Below are 18,084 nucleotides of genomic sequence, written 5' to 3' on the forward strand. Positions count from 1 at the left end.
GGACTAAAGAAGTGACCTCAATCGGTTTGGGGATGCCCGCGCCACCGGCGCCCGTCCTGGCTCCCCGCCGTAAGACCCGCCAGTTGATGGTGCGCGACGTCGGTGTCGGCAGCGACCACCCGATCCCCGTGCAGTCGATGTGCACCACCAAGACCCACGACATCAACGCCACGCTGCAGCAGATCGCCGAACTGACGGCGTCGGGCTGCGACATCGTGCGGGTGGCGTGTCCGCGTCAGGAGGACGCCGACGCGCTGCCGATCATCGCGAAGAAGTCGAAGATCCCGGTGATCGCCGACATCCACTTCCAGCCCAAGTACATCTTCGCCGCGATCGACGCCGGCTGTGCGGCCGTGCGGGTGAACCCCGGCAATATCAAGGAGTTCGACGGCCGGGTCAAGGAGGTCGCCAAGGCGGCCGGTGCCGCGGGGATCCCGATCCGCATCGGCGTCAACGCCGGATCGCTGGACAAGCGCTTCATGGAGAAGTACGGCAAGGCCACGCCCGAGGCGCTCGTCGAGTCGGCGCTGTGGGAGGCCTCGCTGTTCGAGGAGCACGGTTTCGGCGACATCAAGATCAGCGTCAAGCACAACGATCCGGTGGTCATGGTCGCGGCCTACGAGCTGCTCGCTTCCAAGAGCGATTACCCGCTGCACCTCGGAGTCACCGAGGCCGGTCCGGCGTTCCAGGGGACCATCAAGTCCGCGGTCGCGTTCGGCGCACTGCTGTCCAAGGGCATCGGCGACACCATCCGGGTGTCCCTGTCCGCCCCGCCGGCCGAGGAAGTCAAGGTCGGCAACCAGATCCTGGAGTCGCTCAACCTGCGGCCGCGCGGCCTGGAGATCGTGTCGTGCCCGTCGTGTGGTCGCGCCCAGGTCGACGTCTACACGCTGGCCAACGAAGTCACCGCGGGCCTGGAGGGCATGGAGGTGCCGCTGCGCGTCGCGGTCATGGGCTGCGTCGTCAACGGCCCCGGCGAAGCGCGCGAGGCCGACCTCGGCGTGGCGTCGGGCAACGGCAAGGGACAGATCTTCGTCAAGGGCGAGGTCATCAAGACCGTCCCCGAGGCCATGATCGTGGAGACCCTCATCGAGGAGGCCATGCGGCTCGCCTCGGAGATGGAGACGGAACGCGGTTCCGATGATGCCACCGGTTCGCCGGTGGTGACCGTAAGCTGAGGGCGGGTCCCAGGGGGTGGGACCCCGGTTCGGGTCCGTTGTAGAAAGAGTCCAGATGTCGGCTCCTCCGCTTTTCCGGCTTGTTGACGAGCGAAGAGTGTCGGTGGTGCGCGACATTCACGCCGTGCGCCAGGTCCTCGACGACGATCCGGTCGCGTCGTGCATGGTCGCCGCACGCGTCGCCGAGCACGGCATCGAACCCTCGGCGATCGGCGGGGAGTTGTGGACCCGCAGGCGTGCCGGCGAATCGCTGTGCTTCGCCGGAGCCAACATCATCCCGCTGCGCGGCGGGCTCGGCGACATGAATGCGTTCGCCGACAAGGCCATGAGCAGTGCCCGCCGCTGCTCGTCGCTGGTGGGGCGCTCCGATCTGGTACTGCCCATGTGGCAGCGGCTGGAGCCGGTGTGGGGGCCAGCGCGCGACGTGCGCGCCCACCAGCCGCTGATGGCGTTGGACACGGCACCGTCGTGCGCCGTCGATCCGGCGGTGCGGCAAGTCCGCATGGACGAGCTCGACGCGTATCTGGTGGCGGCCATCGACATGTTCATCGGTGAGGTCGGCATCGACCCCCGCATCGGCGACGGTGGCCGCGGATATCGCCGGCGGGTCGCCGGTCTCATCGCCGCCGGGCGGGCCTGGGCCAAGTTCGAGCGCGGGGAAGTGGTTTACAAGGCCGAGGTCGGCTCCCAGTCACCGGCCGTCGGGCAGATCCAGGGCGTCTGGGTGCATCCCGACCGGCGCGGCCGAGGCATCGGCACGGCAGGCACCGCGACCGTCGCTGCTGCTGTCGTCGGTGGTGGCCGGATCGCCAGTCTCTACGTCAACAGCTTCAACACCGTGGCCCGGGCGACGTATGCGCGCATCGGATTCACCGAGATCGCGTCGTTCGCGACGGTACTGCTGGACTGATCCCGCGCTGGGCCTACGCTCCAGGTATGACGGAGCAGGACACGACGGCTGTGTCGGGAGCGAGCCGCGAGATGGCTACCGCGCTCGTCCACGCCTTGGAGCGTCGACATGAAGTGCTCGACGCCGTCGTCGCCTCCGACGACTACGACGCCGCGATCGAAGCCATCGCCGACCTGCTCGAGACGTCCGAGGACGCCGCCGAGGCGGTGCTGCGTCTGTCCTTCGACCGGCTCACGAAGGTGTCGCGGCGCCGCATCGCCGCGCAGCTGGACACCCTGACCAGCCAGGCACTGGGCCGCCCCACTGAGCAGACCCCGGGTTCGCCCCGGCGGCTGCAGCTGCGACCGTTCTCCGCCGACGCCGACCGCGACATCTTCGCCGCCCGGACCGCCGACATGCGCTCGGCCGGCGACGGCACGGCAGCGCCCGCGGGCGATTTGGGCGACGAGATCCGCGACGCCGTGGCACGCGTGGCCGCCGAGGAGGCGGCGTGGCTGGTGGCCGAGGTCGGCTCGGCCAAGGTCGGCATGGTGTTCGGCGAACTGTCCGACGGCGAGGTCGGGGTGCGGATATGGATCCACCCTGAGCATCGCAAACAGGGCTACGGCACCGCCGCGCTGCGGGCGTCGCGGTCGGAGATGGCGGCGTATTTCCCGGCGGTGCCGCTGGTGGTGCGGGCTCCCGCCGCGGGAGCGTGACCAAGGCGTTCACGCGCTGAGGCAGGCGCCGAGTTCTGCGTGAGGGCTGCTGGCGCCCGGATTCTGCGACCACTGCGCAGAAGTGGCCGTGACCGCGGTGCGCCTACGCCGAAATCGGTTCGTTACTTCTTAACATCTGTCCCAATGGCAACACAGTTCTCACCCGTATCACGCGTGGCAGCACTCGCGACCACCGCGGCGGTGGTGGTGACCCTGGGGGCCTGCACGCCGCGCCCGAACGGTCCCGAGCCCACCGCCGAGGAGTTCTTCGCGGCGCTGGCCACCGGCGACACCGGCGCCGCCGCGCAACTCGCCGACCGGCCGGAGGAAGCGCGCGCCGCGCTCAACGAGGCGTGGGCGGGCCTGCAGGCGACGAACCTGGACGCCCAGATCCTCAGCAGCAAGTACGCCGAGGACACCGGCAGCATCACCTACCGGTACACCTGGCACCTACCGAAGGGCCGCACCTGGACCTACGACGGTCAGCTCAACATGGTGCGTGACGAGGGGACCTGGGAAGTGCGGTGGGGCGCCACCGGGTTGCACCCGAGGTTGGGGGAGAACCAGACTTTCGCCCTGCGCGCCGAGGCGCCGCCGCGGGCCTCCGTGCATGAGCGCACCGGCACGAACGTGCTGGTGCCCGGCTACAAATACCAGTTCTCACTCGACGCCCGGGCTGCCGGCGCCGAGCTCATGACGACCGCCAGGGCCGTGGCCGGGGCCCTGCACCGCTTCAACAACACCCTCGATCCGCAACGGCTGGCCGAGCAGGCCAGCTCCACGAAGGGCCCGCTGACCCTGGTCACGCTGCGGCAGGCCGACCACGACGCTGTCGTTGGCGCGGTGGCGTCGTTGCCCGGCGTGGTGGTCACCCCGCAGCCGGAGATGGTGCCCACCGACGACACGTTCGCCCCGGCCGTCGTCAACGAGATCAACAAGACGGTGTCCGACCAGCTCGACGGCGACCCCGGCTGGCGCGTCGTGACCGTGAACCAGAACGGTGTGGACGTCGATGTGCTGAACGAGGTGCCCGGTTCGCCGGCGCCGTCGGTGAGCATCAGCCTCGACCGCGCGGTCCAGAACGCCGCGCAGAACGCGGTCAACGTGACCGACAAGCAGGCGATGATCGTCGTCCTCAAACCGTCCACCGGCGAAATCCTGGCCGTGGCACAGAATCCCGCCGCCGACCGGGAGGGGCCACTGGCGACGATGGGTCTGTACCCACCCGGGTCGACGTTCAAGATCGTGACCGCCGGTGCGGCCATCGAGCGTCAGATGGCCACGCCCAACACGCTTCTGGGCTGCCCCGGGCACATGGACATCGGCCATCGGACCGTCCCGAACTACGGCGGTTTCGACCTCGGGACCGTGCCGATGTCGCGCGCGTTCGCGAGCTCGTGCAACACCACCTTCGCCGAACTCGCGAGCAGGATGCCCCCGCGCGGTTTGACGCAGGCCGCGTCCCAGTACGGCATCGGACCCGACTACACGATCCCCGGCCTGTCCACGGTCAGCGGGTCGGTGCCGCCCACGGTCAACCTGACCGAGCGCACCGAGGACGGGTTCGGCCAGGGCAAGGTGCTCGTCAGTCCGTTCGGAATGGCACTGGCCGCCGCGACCGTGTCGGCCGGCCGTACCCCGGTGCCGCACCTGATCGAGGGCCGCGAAACCGCCGTCACCGGTGAGCAGCAACAGATTTCGCCCGAGGTCGTGGAGAGCCTGCGGCCGATGATGCGGCTCGTCGTCACCAACGGCACCGCCAAGGATCTGCAGGGCGCCGGCGATGTTCGGGGCAAGACCGGGGAGGCGGAGTTCGCCGGGGGCTCACACTCGTGGTTCACCGGCTACCGGGGAGACATGGCCTTCTCCGCCCTGATCGTCGGCGGCGGAAGCTCGGAGTACGCGGTGCGCATGCTCAAGGGGATGCTCGACTCGCTGCCCCCGGACTACCTGGCGTAGAGGTCAGCTCAGGATCCGTCGGCGTCGGGCCTCCGACACCGATTCGCCCCGGCTGGCGACACCGAGCTTGATGTAGGTGCCCTTGAGGTACCACTTGACCGTGTTGATCGTGACACCGAGGGTGCGCGCGATCTGCTTGTTGGACAGGCCACGTTCCAGGAGTCGCAGGATCTCGATCTCGCGGACGCTGAGCGGTTCCTCGGGGGACGGACCATGCTGCACCGGGGGCAGGACCACCCGTAACGTTCCCCGATCCGCGTGGGCGACAGCGAGCAGCTTCGATAGGTAGTCGGCCGACACCCGCGGATGCGCATCGACCCACCGGCCGGTCCTGGTCGCTTCGCGCAGTCCCGCGATGAGCTTCTGGACCTCCGGCCCGTTGTCGACGATCGTTCGGACGAGGCCGGCCCGGGCGCCCGTCACCAGGGCCTGCACCAGCAGGTCGGTGGCGCCGTCGACGTCGTCCCGCAGCATCGACACCCGGGCCAGGCCGATGGTGTGCACGGTCTCGGCGTAGCGCCACCGCACGGCCGCGGCTTCGGCACGCATCGTCCTGATGATCGCGGCAGCCTTGTCGAAGTCGTTGCGCGCGCACGCGATTCGCTCCGCCATGCACAGCCGGTAATGGTGCGTGGCGGTCGCGATGCCGTCGCTCGACGTCGGGCCGCCGGTGCTGTGGCGGGCCAGTGTGTCCTCGGCCCGGGTGAGGTCGTCGACGGCCAGATAGAGGCGCACGCGTTCGTAATCCAGCGCGGCGGCCAGCCGGGGCAGCACGAGGCGACGGGCCGCGTCCGAGCCTTCGTCGAGGAGCGCGAAGGCACCGTCGAGGTCCCCGCGCAGGACACGGATGCGCGGAAGCGTGGTGTAGGTCGCCACCATGAAATCGGCGACGCCGCTCTCGGCGCCGAGTTCGTGACACTCCTCCAACAGCGTTTCGGCCGTGTCGATGTCACCGCGCTCGTAGGCCAGTTTGCCCAAGAGTGCGCCGGCGAGCCGTGCGGCATGCGAGTGGGCGCCCGCCGCGTTCTGGGCCAGCTCGCGGGCCTCCCGTACGCGGCGTTCGGCGGTGTCCAGATCCACCTGCGCGAACGCCGCGAGACCGGCGAAGCAGCGGCCGTAGACGCCGGCGAAGGGACCGCCGGCCCGCTGGTGGTACGCGTTGGCCCACTGTTGCCGCGCCTGGGCGGTCGCGAAGTCGTGGGTCTGGATGTCGACGAACGTGCGGATGTTCGCTGACACCGCGACGAGGAACGGCCGTACCGGCGCGTTCTCGACCAGGTACGGCGCGACGAGATCGGCGGCGCGGTCGATGCGATCGCCGTAGACGTCCACGCAGGCCTGGACGATGTCGGCTTCCCCGAGCACCGCGGCGCTGGTCTCGTCTTCGGCCGCGCCCAGTGCCGTACGCACATGGTCGAGTGCGGTCTGCGCGCCCGTACCCCGCTGCAACAGGCAGTTCGCCCAGGCGATGGCCATCTGCAGTGCGGGCCGGGCGGTCAGCTCCCGTTCGGGCAATTTGCTCACCAGAGCCAGCAGGCTCGCCATCCGGCTGTGCTCGACCAGATTCATGGCCTGGTGCTCGACGAGATCGACGGCGGTGCCGCTGTCGCCCGCGGCGAGTGCGTGGCTCACCGCCGCGGTGAGCATTCCCTGCCCGGCGAACCAGGCCGACGCGGTCCGGTGCAGTGGGACGACGAGGTCCCCGCGGTCGCGCTGGAGCCGCTGGCGCAGATAGTCGGCGAACAGATGGTGGTAGCGGAACCATTCGCGGTCGGCGTCCATCGGACGGAGGAACAGGTCGCGACGCTCCAGTTCCTCGAGGACCGCCTGCCCCTGCGGTTCGCCGGTGAGGGCGGTGGCCAGGTCGGCGCAGAGCCGGTCGCACACCGACGTGCGCAGCAGGAAGTCCAGCAGGTGCGGGGGCAGCCCGTCCAGGACGTTCTCGGCGAGGTAATCGCCGACGGAATGGTGGCGGCCGGAGAACCCGGCGATCAGTGCGGACGGGTCGTTGCTGCGGCGCAGCGACAGGGTGGCCAACTGTAGCGCGGCCACCCAGCCGTCGGTGCTCGAGAACAGGCGGTCCACATCGTCGCTGCCCAAGACCAGCGCATTCAGCTCGGTCAGGAACGCCGCGGATTCGTCCGCGTCGAAGCGCAGCTGCGTGACGTCGATCTCGGTGACCAGGTCGCGGACCCGCAGCCAGCCGATCGCCGGTGCCCGGGTCCTGCTGGTGACGATCAGGTGCAGGTTGTCCGGAGCCATCCTGAGAAGGAAGTCCAGTGCCGCCGCCGTGTCGGCGCTGTCCACCAGGTGCCAGTCGTCGATCACGACCGCCAGCGGCCGCCCGTAGGCCTGCAGGTGATTGACCAGCTCGGCGAGCACATAACGCGTGGCGCCGCCGGAACGCTGCTCGAGCTGCTCGCCCAGATCGGCACCCAGCGCAGGCTCGACCCGTTGCAGGGCGACCACGAGGTGAGCCAGGAAGATCACCGGGTCGTTGTCGTCGTCGGCGGCGCTCAGCCAGGCGACGGGCACGCCGTCGGCCCGTAGTTCGCGTTGCCACTGCAGGGCCAGCGTCGTCTTGCCGTAGCCCGCCGGGGCGTGGATGACCGTCAACCGCTTGCGCCGGCCTTCGCGGAGCAGATCGATCAGACGGGTGCGCTCGATCAGTCGACCCCCACCGGACGGGGGCTGAACCCTGGTGGAGATGATGCTCGTCGGCTGCGGCTCGGCCTGCATCGACTCACCCCCCGGAGCGCGCGCCTGGCAGCTCGGCTTCACACACGACGCGTCTGCTGATGATTTTGGGACATCGTGGCGTCTCCGGCACGGAGAACTCGTTTTTCGGCCCGGTTGTGTTGGGATGGCGCCGGTCGGTTGGCAAATCCGGAATGAAGCCGTTGAAACGGTCCACACCCGGCGATTTCGGCAAACTCGCCGGTCGCCGCCCGCAGCCACCCGTTAGGGTGGCGCGACTCAGCAAACCGGGTGGTTCTGGATTGAAGGTGCCGGCACCCCGGCTAGCCTCGGGTGATCGGCGCCAGACGTGCGGTCACGATGGCGAAAGGCAGCCAGCAACGGCAATGACAAGTTCTCTCGACCACGCCGCGGTCGGCAGGGGCCTGGTGACAGGGTTCCAGCCGGTGGTGTCGCTGCCCAGCGGCGAGATCGTCGGTTACGAAGCGCTGGCTCGCTGGCCGCAGCTGCGCGACACCACGCCGCTGGAGGTCTTCGACCGCGCCCGGGAGACCGGCACCCTCGACTGCCTCGACCGCCTCTGCATCCGATCTGCGACGCGCAACGCACTGGACGGCAACTCGACGCCCGGGATGCTGCTGCTGGTCAACAGCGAACCGGGAACTCCCTACGCCGAGCTGTGCGCGGACACCGGGGTGCGGCGTGCCGCCGACACCTTCCATCTCGCGTTCGAGATCACCGAGCGCGGCCTGATGAACGACCCGCACGCCCTGCTGCGCAAGATCGCGGCGCTGCGGTCGATGGGGATCGCGATCGCCCTGGACGACATCGGGGCGCATCCGGATTCGGTGGCACTGCTCGACGTGGTGGCCCCCGACATCCTCAAGCTCGACATCGGACTGGTGCAGCGACACCCCGATCGCATCCAGGCCAAGACGATCGCGGCGATCCGCGAGTACCACGACCGGACCGGCGCCGTCATCTGTGCCGAGGGCATCGAGACCGACGCGCACCTGCAGCAGGCCATGGCGTACGGAGCGACCCTGGGCCAGGGCTTCAAGTTCGGCGCCGCCGGCGATCTGGCGGTCGCGCCCGCGCCGTTCCGATGGCCCGCCATGACTCCGGCGACCAGTGCCGACACCCGGCCGTCGATCTTCGACGTCGCCGCGACCGGTCAGCGGACCCGCAGGATCCGTCGTTCGGTGCTGACCGGTCTGCTCAACCAGATGCAGCGCGTCGCATTGAAAGCGGAGGTCCCGCCCATTCTGCTGGCGACACTCGGGCACGAGGAGGTCGCGGACCTGACCCGGCAGAAGCTGCGGTGCATCGCCGAGACGTCGCCGTTCGTCGCGGTGTTGGGCACCGAGGCGCCGGCGGGGCTCGGTCGGCGGGTCAGGACGATCGACGTCCCCGCCGACGACCCCGTGGCCCGGGAGGTCTCGATGGTCGTTCTGGGCGCAGATGTGGCGATGGGGCTGGCCGCCCGGGCGCCGGTGACAGGCAGCGCCGCCGGCGAGGCCGATCCGTTCTTCGAGGTGGTGCTCGTGTTCGACCGCGAGCGTGCCGCGGCCATGGTCCGCAGCCTGCTCGGACACTCGTCCCCGACCATCTCGATCCATGTCGAGCCCGACAGGCGCAAGCTGGCGTCCTGCACCTGTGGCTGGCAGGCCGAGCGCCGCCGGCTGTGGTCGACCGCCGTCGGAGACGTGGCCGATCATCGCATCAAAACCGGCCACGTGCCGCTCGACCAGCTGGCCGGATAGGCCGCACCTACAGCGCCGACGTGCCGCGCGGGCCTGTCCCGGCGGTACCGTGGATGCCCTATGACCGACATGAATCCTGGCCGGCCCCACCGCCTCCCTGAGGCGGCGGCGCGCAACGGCGCCCTGGAACCGGTCGAGATGCGGATCTCCGACGCCGACCGCAACGGCACGCTGCGCCGTCTGCACAACGCCGTGGCCCTGGGCCTGATCGACATCCAGGAGTTCGAGGAGCGGTCGGCGATGGTGTCGCAGGCGCGGCAGCGGATCGAACTCGACGCCCTCGTCGGTGACCTGCCCGGCCCCGGCGCGATCGTCACGTCGGCGGCCGACCGCGTCGAACTGCGCGGGGTCCTCGGTTCGCTGAAGCGCCAGGGGGAGTGGGTCGTTCCGTCCCGGCTGGCCTTGCACCGCCGCATGGGATCGGTCGATCTCGACCTGACCCGGGCGCGCTTCGCCGGGCCGATCGTCGTCATCGAGCTGGACATGAGGTTCGGCGGACTGGACCTGCGCCTGCCCGACGGAGCGAGCGCCTCCATCGACGATGTCGAGGTCAATGTCGGGAGCGCCCACGACCACCGCAAAGACGCACCGGCGGAGGGCAATCCGCACGTGATCCTCACCGGCAAGGTCGTGTTCGGTTCGGTCGACATCAGAGGCCCGCGCCGGACGTGGCGGCGGGGACCGCTGCGCGCCACCTGAGCACGTCGTCGGCAACGCCCGAACGATTCGGCCGGCACGGATTCTCTCGTGCCTGCCCGCCGGTTTCGCTCGCGTCCCCCGTGATCACCGGGGTGGCGTGACGCTCAGCGGGGGTCGAGCACGGCAAAGCTCACGGTGGCACGAGCGGCCAGCCGATCGCGCGCGACGTCGGTGACGTCGACCGCGATGATCGACAGCCGCCGCCCGGCGCGCACGACGGTCGCCTCCGCGCGGGCCGGCCCCTGCAGGACCGGAGCCAGGTAGTGGATCGTCATGTCGGCGGTGGTGACGTCCTGACCGGGGCCGACGTGCCGGTCGGCCAACCGGCCCGCGGCGATGTCGATCAGCGTCGCGACCAGCCCACCCTGCAGCGCACCTCGCCGGTTCACCAGGTCGGGCCGGTTGTCGAACTCGATGACCATGCGCTCGTCGGTGTCCTCGACGTCGCGGAAGTTCATCTGGGCGAACAAATGGCCCGGGCTGACCTGCATGGCCGAACGCTAGCATTGCTGCATGTCTGTACGGACCGCCCTCCGACCCGGCACGGTCTCGCCGATGCTCCCCGTGCCCAACTCGATCGCCCGCCCCGAGTACGTGGGCAAGCCGACCGCTCGCGAAGGCAGCGAGCCGTGGGTGCAGACCCCCGAGGTGATCGAGAAGATGCGCGTCGCGGGCCGCATCGCCGCCGGTGCGCTGGCCGCCGCGGGTGAAGCCGTCGCCCCCGGCGTGACCACCGACGAACTCGACCGGATCGCGCACGACTACATGGTCGATCACGGCGCCTACCCGTCGACCCTGGGCTACAAGGGCTTTCCGAAGTCGTGCTGCACGTCGCTGAACGAGGTGATCTGCCACGGCATTCCGGATTCGACCGTCATCGAGGACGGCGACATCGTCAACATCGACGTCACCGCCTACATCGACGGCGTCCACGGCGACACCAACGCGACCTTCCTGGCCGGCGACGTGTCCGAGGAGCATCGGCTGCTCGTCGAGCGGACCCACGAGGCGACCATGCGGGCCATCAAGGCCGTGAAGCCGGGCCGCGCGCTCTCGATCGTGGGTCGCGTCATCGAATCCTATGCAAACCGGTTCGGCTACAACGTCGTTCGCGATTTCACCGGCCACGGCATCGGCACCACGTTCCACAACGGGCTGGTCGTTCTGCACTACGACCAGCCCTCGGTGGAGACCGTGCTCGAGCCGGGGATGACCTTCACCATCGAGCCGATGATCAACCTCGGCAGCCTCGACTACGAGATTTGGTCCGACGACTGGACCGTCGCGACCAAGGACAAGAAGTGGACCGCGCAGTTCGAACACACGCTGGTGGTCACCGACTCGGGTGCAGAGATCCTGACGCAGCTCTGACCGCCGGTAGCCTGAACCCATGACCAGGCCGGCGCTCGCCACGCTGGTCATCGCGTGCCTGCTCACCGGATGCGGCGCGACGGTCACCGGAACGGCGACGTGGCCGGGAGCCCGCCTGGAGCGCGCCGTCCTGACCGAGGCCGACTTCCCGCAAGGCGTCCGCTATGAACGCGTCGTCAACGAACCCCGCGGCGACAACGCCGCGCGGCCGCCCGCGATGCTGTCCCGGCCCGAAGGGTGCGCCGACGCGCTGACACGCGACATCGCGTTCTCCGCGGAATGGGGACCGGGCAGTGCCGCCGAGTACGTCGCCGCGTATGACGGTGCGCGCATGGTCATCACGGTGCTGACATGGCGGCTGGACCTCGACCGGCTGGCCGCGACCGCGCAACGGTGCGCCGAGTACGAGACGTTCTTCGAACCGTCCGATCCCGGCATCCCGGTCACGACGACACCGCTGGAGGTCGGCCGTCGGGACGCGCTGGCGTATCAGCAGACTCTGCGATTGCAGAGTGAAGCGAGCAGCGTGTACTTCTCTTTCGAAAACGTCGGCACCATGGCGGTTTTCGGCATTGCGTTCCCGACGACGGATTCCTCGATATCGGTCAAAGGCACGCTGCCGCAGACGTTTCTGGAGGTCACTGCCAAACAAGCCAAACGCGCGCGGGCCGCCTGACCGCTTCGGCGAACAGCGCGAAAAGCCCCGCGCCGACTGTGCCCGGCACTGTAGCGTGACGCAATGCCCACTCCCATGGTGACCGTCGACGGCTTCGGTGTGCCTGTGGAGGTCGCCGGACCGGAGAAGGGTTCGGTCGTGGTGTTGCTGGGGGCCGCACACCAGGCGCCGGCCGCCTACGAAGGGGTCTGTCAGCGGCTGCACACCGCGTCGCTGAAAACCGTCGTGATCGGACCCGATCCGCGGCTGACCGCCAAGTCGGTCATCAGCATCCTCGACGGGCTCGAGGTTCGGTGGGCGCTTCTGGTCGGCGACCGGTTGGGCGGCGAACTCGCCTGGGAGCTGGCCGCCACCCGGCTGGACCGGTTCATCGGGCTGGTGGTCATCGATCGCGGACATCCCCGCGTGCCGGACCTGACGGGATCGATCCGCGACGAACACTGTCCGCCGGTGGAACTCAACACCACGGCGCTCGTCAGCACCAGCGCCGCGCGGGCGGTCGCGAAGGCCAGTCAGCGCTTCGTCTACGGCGAGTACCGCATCGTCGATCTGCTGGGGCGGCGCAACGCCGCGGATTCGACCGCTCAGCTGGCCGCCGAGATCGTGATGCGCACCAGCACCTGGTGAGCGGTCAGCCCGGTGAGCCCTCGGTGGGGGACACCTCGTCGGGCGTCCACGCCTGCGGCAGGCCGGGCTGGTTCGGGAACAGGAAATCCACGAAAGCCGCTGCGGTGGGCTGAGGTTCGTGGTTCGCCAGGCCCGGACGTTCGTTGGCCTCGATGAATACGTACTCCGGTCGCGTCACATCCGGGACGAGCAGGTCGACCCCGGTCACCGGGATGCCGATGGCCGCCGCGGCGGCGACGGCGACGCGGCACAGCTCCGGGTGCACCGTCGCGGTCACGTCGTGGATCGTGCCGCCCTGGTGCAGGTTCGCGGTGCGGCGCACCCGTAGCCGGGTTCCCTCGTCCAGCACGTCATCGAAGGAGTAGCCGGCTTCCCTGACCGTGGTCTCGGTGACGACGTCCATCGGGATCCGGGACTCGCCGCCGGTCGCCGCCGCCCGGCGCCGGCTCTGTGTCTCGATCAGCTCGCGGATCGTGTGCTTGCCCGTGCCGGTGACCTCGGCGGGCATGCGCAGCGCGGCCGCGACGACCCTGCCGTCGATGACGACCAGACGCAGGTCGTCGCCGTCGGCACGCTGCTCGATGAGCACCTCGGGGTGCTGCTCGCGGGCGCGGGCCAGGGCGGCATCGAGTTCCTCGGCGCTCTCGATGCCCACGGTGATGCCTTTGCCCTGCTCGCCCCGGGTCGGCTTCACCACGACGTCGCCGACGTCGGCGAGGAAGTCGTGATCGGCCTGATCGAAGGTCGCCAGGCGACCCTTGGGGACGGCGATGCCGGCCTCGGACACGATGCGTCGCGTCAACCGCTTGTCGTCGCAGCGCGCCATCGCCACCGCGGAGGTGTACTCCGACAGCGATTCACGGGTGACCACGGCGCGTCCGCCGTGCGAGAGGCGCATCTCGCCGGCCTCGGCGTCGAGCACCTCCACCCAGATCCCGCGCCGCATCGCCTCGTCGGCGATGATCCGCGCGTACGGGTTCAGATCGTCGACGGTCTCCGGGGGATGGGTGAACAGGGGTTCGTTGATGGCGTTCTTGCGTTTCACCGCCATCACCGGGACGCGGGCGAAACCCAGCTTCTCGTACAGCCCGATCGCCGCCGCGTTGTCATGGGTGACGGAGAGATCCATGTACGAGCGGCCCCGCTCGCGGTAGAGCGCAGCCAGGCTTCTGGTCAGCGCCGCACCGACACCGGGCAGCGTCGCGGCGGGGTCGACGGCCAGCGTCCACAGGCTCGAACCCTCCTCGGGGTCGGAGAACAGCGCCTTGTGGTCGACGCCGGTGACGGTGCCGAGCACCGTGCCGTCGTCGTCGCTGACCGCCACCAGATAGTCCACCGACGGCTGATCGAGGTGGTTGTCCCACAGCACATCCGTCGGTGCCGGCACCATGCCGCACCGCACGTACACGCGGTTCATCTCGTCGGCGTCGTGGCGGCTCTCCAAGGTGCGGATGTGGAAACCGGTGGGTGTCGGGTTCGGGGTCTGCGCCTCGGCGAACCGCAGCCGGTAGGTGTGGCTGGGGTCGATGAAGAGTTCCGACGGCGCCTTGGACACCAGCACATGGGGTTCGCGGGCGTAGATGCAGATGTCGCGACGGCCCTGCCCCTCCTGGCGGAGCACATCGGCCAACCGCTCAGGGTCGGCGAACGTCTGCCCGAAAATGAGCCTGCCCCAACCGAGTTCGAGCACCACGTCGTCGGCCATCGTGTCGAGGACGTCCTGGTTGGCGGCCTCGTGAAGAGCCAGCGTGATGGCCTCGGGGTGGTCGGCGCTGGGCTCGGCGGTCATGCCGCTGCCCCGGTGATCCCGTGTTTCTGCAGCCACAGTTCCAGCAGGGCGATCTGCCACAGTTCGTTGCCGCGCAGGGGGGTGAGCCTGCCGTTCGGATCGGCGAGCAGACGCTCCACCGCGTCAGGGCGGAACAGGCCCCGCTCCTTGGCCACCGGCGCGTAGAGCGCGTCGCGGACCAGATCGAGGTACGGGCCTTCCAGGTGGGTCAGCGCGGGGACCGGGAAGTAGCCCTTGGGGCGGTCGATCACCTCAGACGGGATGACCTGCCGCGCAGCCTGTTTCAGCACGCCCTTGCCCTCGTGGGCGGTCTTGTACTGCGGCGGGCAGGTCGCGGCGAGCTCCACCAGTTCGTGGTCGAGGAACGGCACGCGCCCCTCCAGGCCCCATGCCATCGTCATGTTGTCGACGCGCTTGACGGGGTCGTCGACCAGCATCACGGTGGTGTCGAGGCGCAGCGCCCGGTCGACGCCCGTCTGCGCGCCCGCCCGGGCGAAATGCTCGGTGACGAAGAGCTCGCTGGGATCGTCGGAGGTCGCGTAGCCCGGGGCGACCAGATCGGCGTAGGCCGACTGGTCGCGGTCGAAGAACGCCGCGCGATAGCTGGCGACCGACCCCTCCAGGGAGGCGGCGGACGGTTCGCCCATCGGGGGATACCAGTGGTACCCGGCGAACACCTCGTCGGCGCCCTGGCCGGACTGCACCACCTTGACGTGCTTGGCCACCTCTTCGCTGAGCAGGTAGAACGCGACGCAGTCGTGACTGACCATCGGTTCGCTCATCGCGCCGATGGCCCCGTCGAGGGCCGGCAGCATGCGCGCGGTGTCGATACGGATCTGGTGGTGGTCGGTGCCGAAGCGCTCGGCGATGACGTCGGAGTACCGGAACTCGTCGCCCTTGACGCCGTTGACCGATTCGAAGCCGATGGAGAAGGTCTTGAGCCCATGCTGGCCGGCCTCGGCGAGCAGTCCGACGATGAGGCTGGAATCGACGCCCCCGGACAGCAGGCACCCGACGGGCACATCGGCGACCAGGCGGCGCTTGACAGCCGTCCGCAGCGAATCCAGAACCGCGTCTTCCCAATCCTTTTCGGACCAGTCGGCGCGGTCGTCGCGGCGGGAGAAATCGGGCTCCCAGTACGTCGTCGTGGTCACCCTGCCGTCGGGCTCGATCGCCATCAGCGACGCGGGGGGCAGCTTGCTGACACCGCGCAGGATGGTGCGCGGCGACGGCACCACCGAGTGGAAGGTCATGTAGTGGTGCAGCGCCACCGGGTCGATGTGGGTGTCGATCTCGCCACCGGCCAGCAGCGCGGGTAGCGATGACGCGAACCGGACCCGGTCGGTGTTCTGCGTGAAGTAGAGGGGCTTGATGCCCAGACGGTCGCGGCCGAGCAGCACGCGGCCGCTGTCGCGCTCCACGATCGCGAACGCGAACATGCCTTTGAGGTGGTCGACGAAGCGGTCGCCCCAGTGGTGGTAACCCTTCAGCAACACCTCGGTGTCGCTGTGGGAGAAGAAGCGGTAGCCGTGCCCGGACAGCTCGTCGCGCAGCTGCTCGTAGTTGTAGATGCAGCCGTTCCAGGCGACCGCGAGGCCCAATTCGGAATCGACCATCGGTTGGGCGCCGGCCTCGGTGAGATCGATGATCTTGAGGCGCCGGTGGCCGAGAGCGACCCGCCCCTGAGACCAGACTCCCGCGGCGTCGGGGCCACGGGGAACCATGACCTCGGCCATTGCGGTGACCGCTTGGACATTCGGGCTGGTTCCGTCGAGGCGTACCTCGCCGGTGGCTCCACACACGTGTTCGACCCTATCCTGTGACGACGTCCTCGACTACCCGTGCCACCGTGCGCCAGCGCCCGGCAGCGCCGTGGTTATTTACCCCCGGGGCAACGGGTCAAACCCGGGTCGCACGATCAAGATCGAGACTCACGTCACAGCGCGTGGAGCCACGCGTCAGGAGACGCCCTCCAGCCGGTCGCCGGAGGCGTCGACCTGCTTGATCGGGCCCGTGAACCAGTGCTTGACCGACACGTGCCAGTAGATGAAGAGCAGGATCAGCACGCCGCCCACCAGCAGCGGTGTGTAGTTGACGTACTTCCACTCGAAGGCGTCGCCCCAGAAGACGCCGCCCGAGGACGTCGGGAACATCGCGATGATCGAGGTCACGATGATCTCTACGACGGCCACGGGGGCCATCCACCGGTGGTGGCCGCGCAGGTTCCACCTGCCCACCTGGAAGTCGTCGCCCATCCGCCACCGCAGGTAGATCGGCACCGCGAAGCACAGATAGAGCCCCACGACGCCGATCGAGACCACCGCAAAGAACGCCACGGGGACCGGCGCGCCGTTGATGTCCACCTCGACCAGGGCCGGCAGTGTGATGAGTGCGGCCAGGACGGCGGTGATGATGACACCGTTGGCCGGGATCTTGTTCTTGCTGACCTTGGACCACAGCTGGTGGCCGGGTACCGCGCGGTCGCGGCTGAACGCGAACAGCATGCGCGAGGCGCTGGTCTGGCACGCCGTGGTGCAGAAGAACTGGCCCGCTGTCGAGATGAGCAGGATGATGGCGACCCACTGGGAGTCGAGGGCCTGGGTGAAGATGCCGACGACCGCGCCTCCGCCCGCCGACACCGCGTCGGCGTCGTTGACCGCGAATAGGAACGTCAGCAGCAGGATCCAGCCGCCGATCGCAGAGTAGAAGATTGAACGCCAGATTCCCTTGGCGGCGCCGTCGGCCGCGCTCTTGGTCTCCTCCGACAGGTGCGCCGACGCGTCGTAGCCGGTGATCGTGTACTGCGTCAGAATCGCCGAGATCGGGAGCACGAACAGCAGCACGCCGATGCCCGACATCTCTCCGCCGAACATGCCGCTGTTGTTGATGGTCCGGGCGAACACGTCCGAGAAGCTCGCGTGCTGTTCGGGCAGCAGCCACAGGATCGCGATCACGGTGGCCGCGCCGGCGACATGCCACCACACCGAGATGTTGTTGATGACGGCCAGCAGATGCGACGAGAAGATGTTGATCAGCGCCGACACCGCCAGGATGATCACGAACAGCCCGAAGGTCCGCGTCAGGCTGTACCCGGCGAGCCACCCTTCGCTGAAGGTGCCCAGCGTGAGGTCCAGGAAGGTCGCGCAGCCGTAGGCCACCGAGGCCAGGATGGCGATGAGGCCGATCAGATTCAGCCAGCCGGTGTAGAACCCCGCCTTCGGGCCACCGAGTTTGGCTGCCCACCAATAGATTCCGCCCGAGGTCGGGTAGGCCGAGACCAGTTCGGACATGCACAGGCCGATGATGAGGATGAAGCACGAGACGATGGGCCAGCCCCAGGCGATGGCCGCCGGGCCGCCGTTGTTCCAGCCTAGGCCGAAGGACGTGAAGCAGCCCGCCAGGATCGAGATGATCGAGAAGGAGATCGCGAAGTTGCTGAAACCCGACCAGGAGCGTGACAGCTCCTGGGTGTAGCCGAGGCTGGCGAGGTGTCGCTCGTCCTCGTCCAGATGCTCATGTCCTTCGGGCATGGGGTATCTCCTCTGCGAGAAAGCAGCGCATGGACGAGCGCTGGCACCACTGACGGACAATAGATCCCTATTGGTCTGGTGTCCTACCTTTGGACATGAAAATCTGTTCGTGCGATTGTGGTGGCCCCGCCACCGGTGCGGGCCAAGGGTCGGTCGACAGGGTTTCACGCCGTCGCACGACCGACAC

At 68.9% G+C, this 18,084-nt stretch carries 14 protein-coding genes; 9 read left to right on the forward strand and 5 right to left on the reverse strand.

The genetic code is table 11. From position 1 onward, the window contains the following. Window positions 1–11: 11 nt before the first annotated feature. From ispG to FHR72_RS07555, 4 genes are all read left to right on the forward strand, one after another. Window positions 12–1,178: a flavodoxin-dependent (E)-4-hydroxy-3-methylbut-2-enyl-diphosphate synthase gene (gene ispG, locus FHR72_RS07540; protein WP_183467331.1), complete on the forward strand. Its 1,167-nt coding sequence runs from the start codon at window positions 12–14 to the stop codon at window positions 1,176–1,178. Between the two features lie 55 nt (window positions 1,179–1,233). After that, entirely contained in the window at window positions 1,234–2,088 is an 855-nt protein-coding gene (locus FHR72_RS07545) for a GNAT family N-acetyltransferase (RefSeq protein WP_183467332.1), read from the forward strand. A 26-nt stretch (window positions 2,089–2,114) separates the two neighbouring features. Further along, complete coding sequence (locus tag FHR72_RS07550; RefSeq protein WP_183467333.1) at window positions 2,115–2,786, forward strand: GNAT family N-acetyltransferase; 672 nt, start codon at window positions 2,115–2,117, stop codon at window positions 2,784–2,786. A 144-nt stretch (window positions 2,787–2,930) separates the two neighbouring features. Next, window positions 2,931–4,745: a penicillin-binding transpeptidase domain-containing protein gene (locus tag FHR72_RS07555; RefSeq protein ID WP_183467334.1), complete on the forward strand. Its 1,815-nt coding sequence runs from the start codon at window positions 2,931–2,933 to the stop codon at window positions 4,743–4,745. A gap of 3 nt (window positions 4,746–4,748) precedes the next feature. Here FHR72_RS07555 and FHR72_RS07560 read toward each other — a convergent pair whose 3' ends face one another. Continuing rightward, window positions 4,749–7,484: a winged helix-turn-helix domain-containing protein gene (locus FHR72_RS07560; protein WP_183467335.1), complete on the reverse strand. Its 2,736-nt coding sequence runs from the start codon at window positions 7,482–7,484 to the stop codon at window positions 4,749–4,751. Between the two features lie 344 nt (window positions 7,485–7,828). On the opposite strand from FHR72_RS07560, the gene FHR72_RS07565 reads away from it, so the two are divergent. Together FHR72_RS07565 and FHR72_RS07570 are read left to right on the forward strand one after the other, a co-directional pair. Continuing rightward, the gene (locus tag FHR72_RS07565; RefSeq protein ID WP_183467336.1) at window positions 7,829–9,205 is read left to right on the forward strand and encodes an EAL domain-containing protein; all 1,377 of its coding nucleotides are present in this window, start codon (window positions 7,829–7,831) and stop codon (window positions 9,203–9,205) included. 60 nt (window positions 9,206–9,265) lie between these two features. Further along, window positions 9,266–9,904, forward strand: coding sequence for a DUF1707 SHOCT-like domain-containing protein (locus FHR72_RS07570; protein ID WP_396888408.1), 639 nt, complete (start codon window positions 9,266–9,268; stop codon window positions 9,902–9,904). Window positions 9,905–10,008: 104 nt separating this feature from the next. On the opposite strand, the gene FHR72_RS07575 is transcribed toward FHR72_RS07570, so the two are convergent. Next, window positions 10,009–10,395 carry a PaaI family thioesterase gene (locus FHR72_RS07575; RefSeq protein WP_183467337.1) on the reverse strand — a complete coding sequence of 129 codons (387 nt, stop codon included), beginning with the start codon at window positions 10,393–10,395 and terminating at the stop codon, window positions 10,009–10,011. 22 nt (window positions 10,396–10,417) lie between these two features. Between FHR72_RS07575 and map the strand changes: the two genes are divergently transcribed. From map to FHR72_RS07590, 3 genes are all read left to right on the forward strand, one after another. Next, the gene (gene map, locus FHR72_RS07580; RefSeq protein WP_183467338.1) at window positions 10,418–11,275 is read left to right on the forward strand and encodes a type I methionyl aminopeptidase; all 858 of its coding nucleotides are present in this window, start codon (window positions 10,418–10,420) and stop codon (window positions 11,273–11,275) included. A 19-nt stretch (window positions 11,276–11,294) separates the two neighbouring features. Then, window positions 11,295–11,951, forward strand: coding sequence for a hypothetical protein (locus FHR72_RS07585; protein ID WP_183467339.1), 657 nt, complete (start codon window positions 11,295–11,297; stop codon window positions 11,949–11,951). Between the two features lie 63 nt (window positions 11,952–12,014). Continuing rightward, on the forward strand, window positions 12,015–12,578 hold the full coding sequence (locus FHR72_RS07590) for an alpha/beta fold hydrolase (protein WP_183467340.1): 564 nt from the start codon (window positions 12,015–12,017) through the stop codon (window positions 12,576–12,578). Window positions 12,579–12,582: 4 nt separating this feature from the next. On the opposite strand, the gene ngg is transcribed toward FHR72_RS07590, so the two are convergent. The 3 genes from ngg to FHR72_RS07605 all read right to left on the reverse strand — a co-directional run bounded on the left by ngg (window position 12,583) and on the right by FHR72_RS07605 (window position 17,897). Then, window positions 12,583–14,367 (reverse strand): N-acetylglutaminylglutamine synthetase, encoded by a 1,785-nt coding sequence (gene ngg, locus FHR72_RS07595; RefSeq protein ID WP_183467341.1) that lies wholly within the window; start codon window positions 14,365–14,367, stop codon window positions 12,583–12,585. Beyond that, window positions 14,364–16,169 carry an N-acetylglutaminylglutamine amidotransferase gene (locus FHR72_RS07600; protein WP_183467342.1) on the reverse strand — a complete coding sequence of 602 codons (1,806 nt, stop codon included), beginning with the start codon at window positions 16,167–16,169 and terminating at the stop codon, window positions 14,364–14,366. The genes ngg and FHR72_RS07600 overlap by 4 nt, the downstream gene beginning before the upstream one ends. A gap of 156 nt (window positions 16,170–16,325) precedes the next feature. Then, entirely contained in the window at window positions 16,326–17,897 is a 1,572-nt protein-coding gene (locus tag FHR72_RS07605) for an amino acid permease (RefSeq protein ID WP_183467343.1), read from the reverse strand. Between the last annotated feature and the right edge of the window lie 187 nt (window positions 17,898–18,084).

The organism is Mycolicibacterium iranicum (genome assembly GCF_014190915.1).
GTDB lineage: Bacteria > Actinomycetota > Actinomycetes > Mycobacteriales > Mycobacteriaceae > Mycobacterium > Mycobacterium iranicum_B.

Excerpts from the sequence above, each read along its gene's own strand:
- FHR72_RS07545 (WP_183467332.1), top strand. The coding sequence starts at position 1,234 with ATGTCGGCTCCTCCGCTTTTCCGGCTTGTTGACGAGCGAAGAGTGTCG.
- FHR72_RS07550 (WP_183467333.1), top strand. The coding sequence starts at position 2,115 with ATGACGGAGCAGGACACGACGGCTGTGTCGGGAGCGAGCCGCGAGATG.
- FHR72_RS07555 (WP_183467334.1), top strand. The coding sequence starts at position 2,931 with ATGGCAACACAGTTCTCACCCGTATCACGCGTGGCAGCACTCGCGACC.
- FHR72_RS07560 (WP_183467335.1), bottom strand. The coding sequence starts at position 7,484 with ATGCAGGCCGAGCCGCAGCCGACGAGCATCATCTCCACCAGGGTTCAG.
- FHR72_RS07565 (WP_183467336.1), top strand. The coding sequence starts at position 7,829 with ATGACAAGTTCTCTCGACCACGCCGCGGTCGGCAGGGGCCTGGTGACA.
- FHR72_RS07570 (WP_396888408.1), top strand. The coding sequence starts at position 9,266 with ATGACCGACATGAATCCTGGCCGGCCCCACCGCCTCCCTGAGGCGGCG.
- FHR72_RS07575 (WP_183467337.1), bottom strand. The coding sequence starts at position 10,395 with ATGCAGGTCAGCCCGGGCCATTTGTTCGCCCAGATGAACTTCCGCGAC.
- map (WP_183467338.1), top strand. The coding sequence starts at position 10,418 with ATGTCTGTACGGACCGCCCTCCGACCCGGCACGGTCTCGCCGATGCTC.
- FHR72_RS07585 (WP_183467339.1), top strand. The coding sequence starts at position 11,295 with ATGACCAGGCCGGCGCTCGCCACGCTGGTCATCGCGTGCCTGCTCACC.
- FHR72_RS07590 (WP_183467340.1), top strand. The coding sequence starts at position 12,015 with ATGCCCACTCCCATGGTGACCGTCGACGGCTTCGGTGTGCCTGTGGAG.
- ngg (WP_183467341.1), bottom strand. The coding sequence starts at position 14,367 with ATGACCGCCGAGCCCAGCGCCGACCACCCCGAGGCCATCACGCTGGCT.
- FHR72_RS07605 (WP_183467343.1), bottom strand. The coding sequence starts at position 17,897 with ATGCCCGAAGGACATGAGCATCTGGACGAGGACGAGCGACACCTCGCC.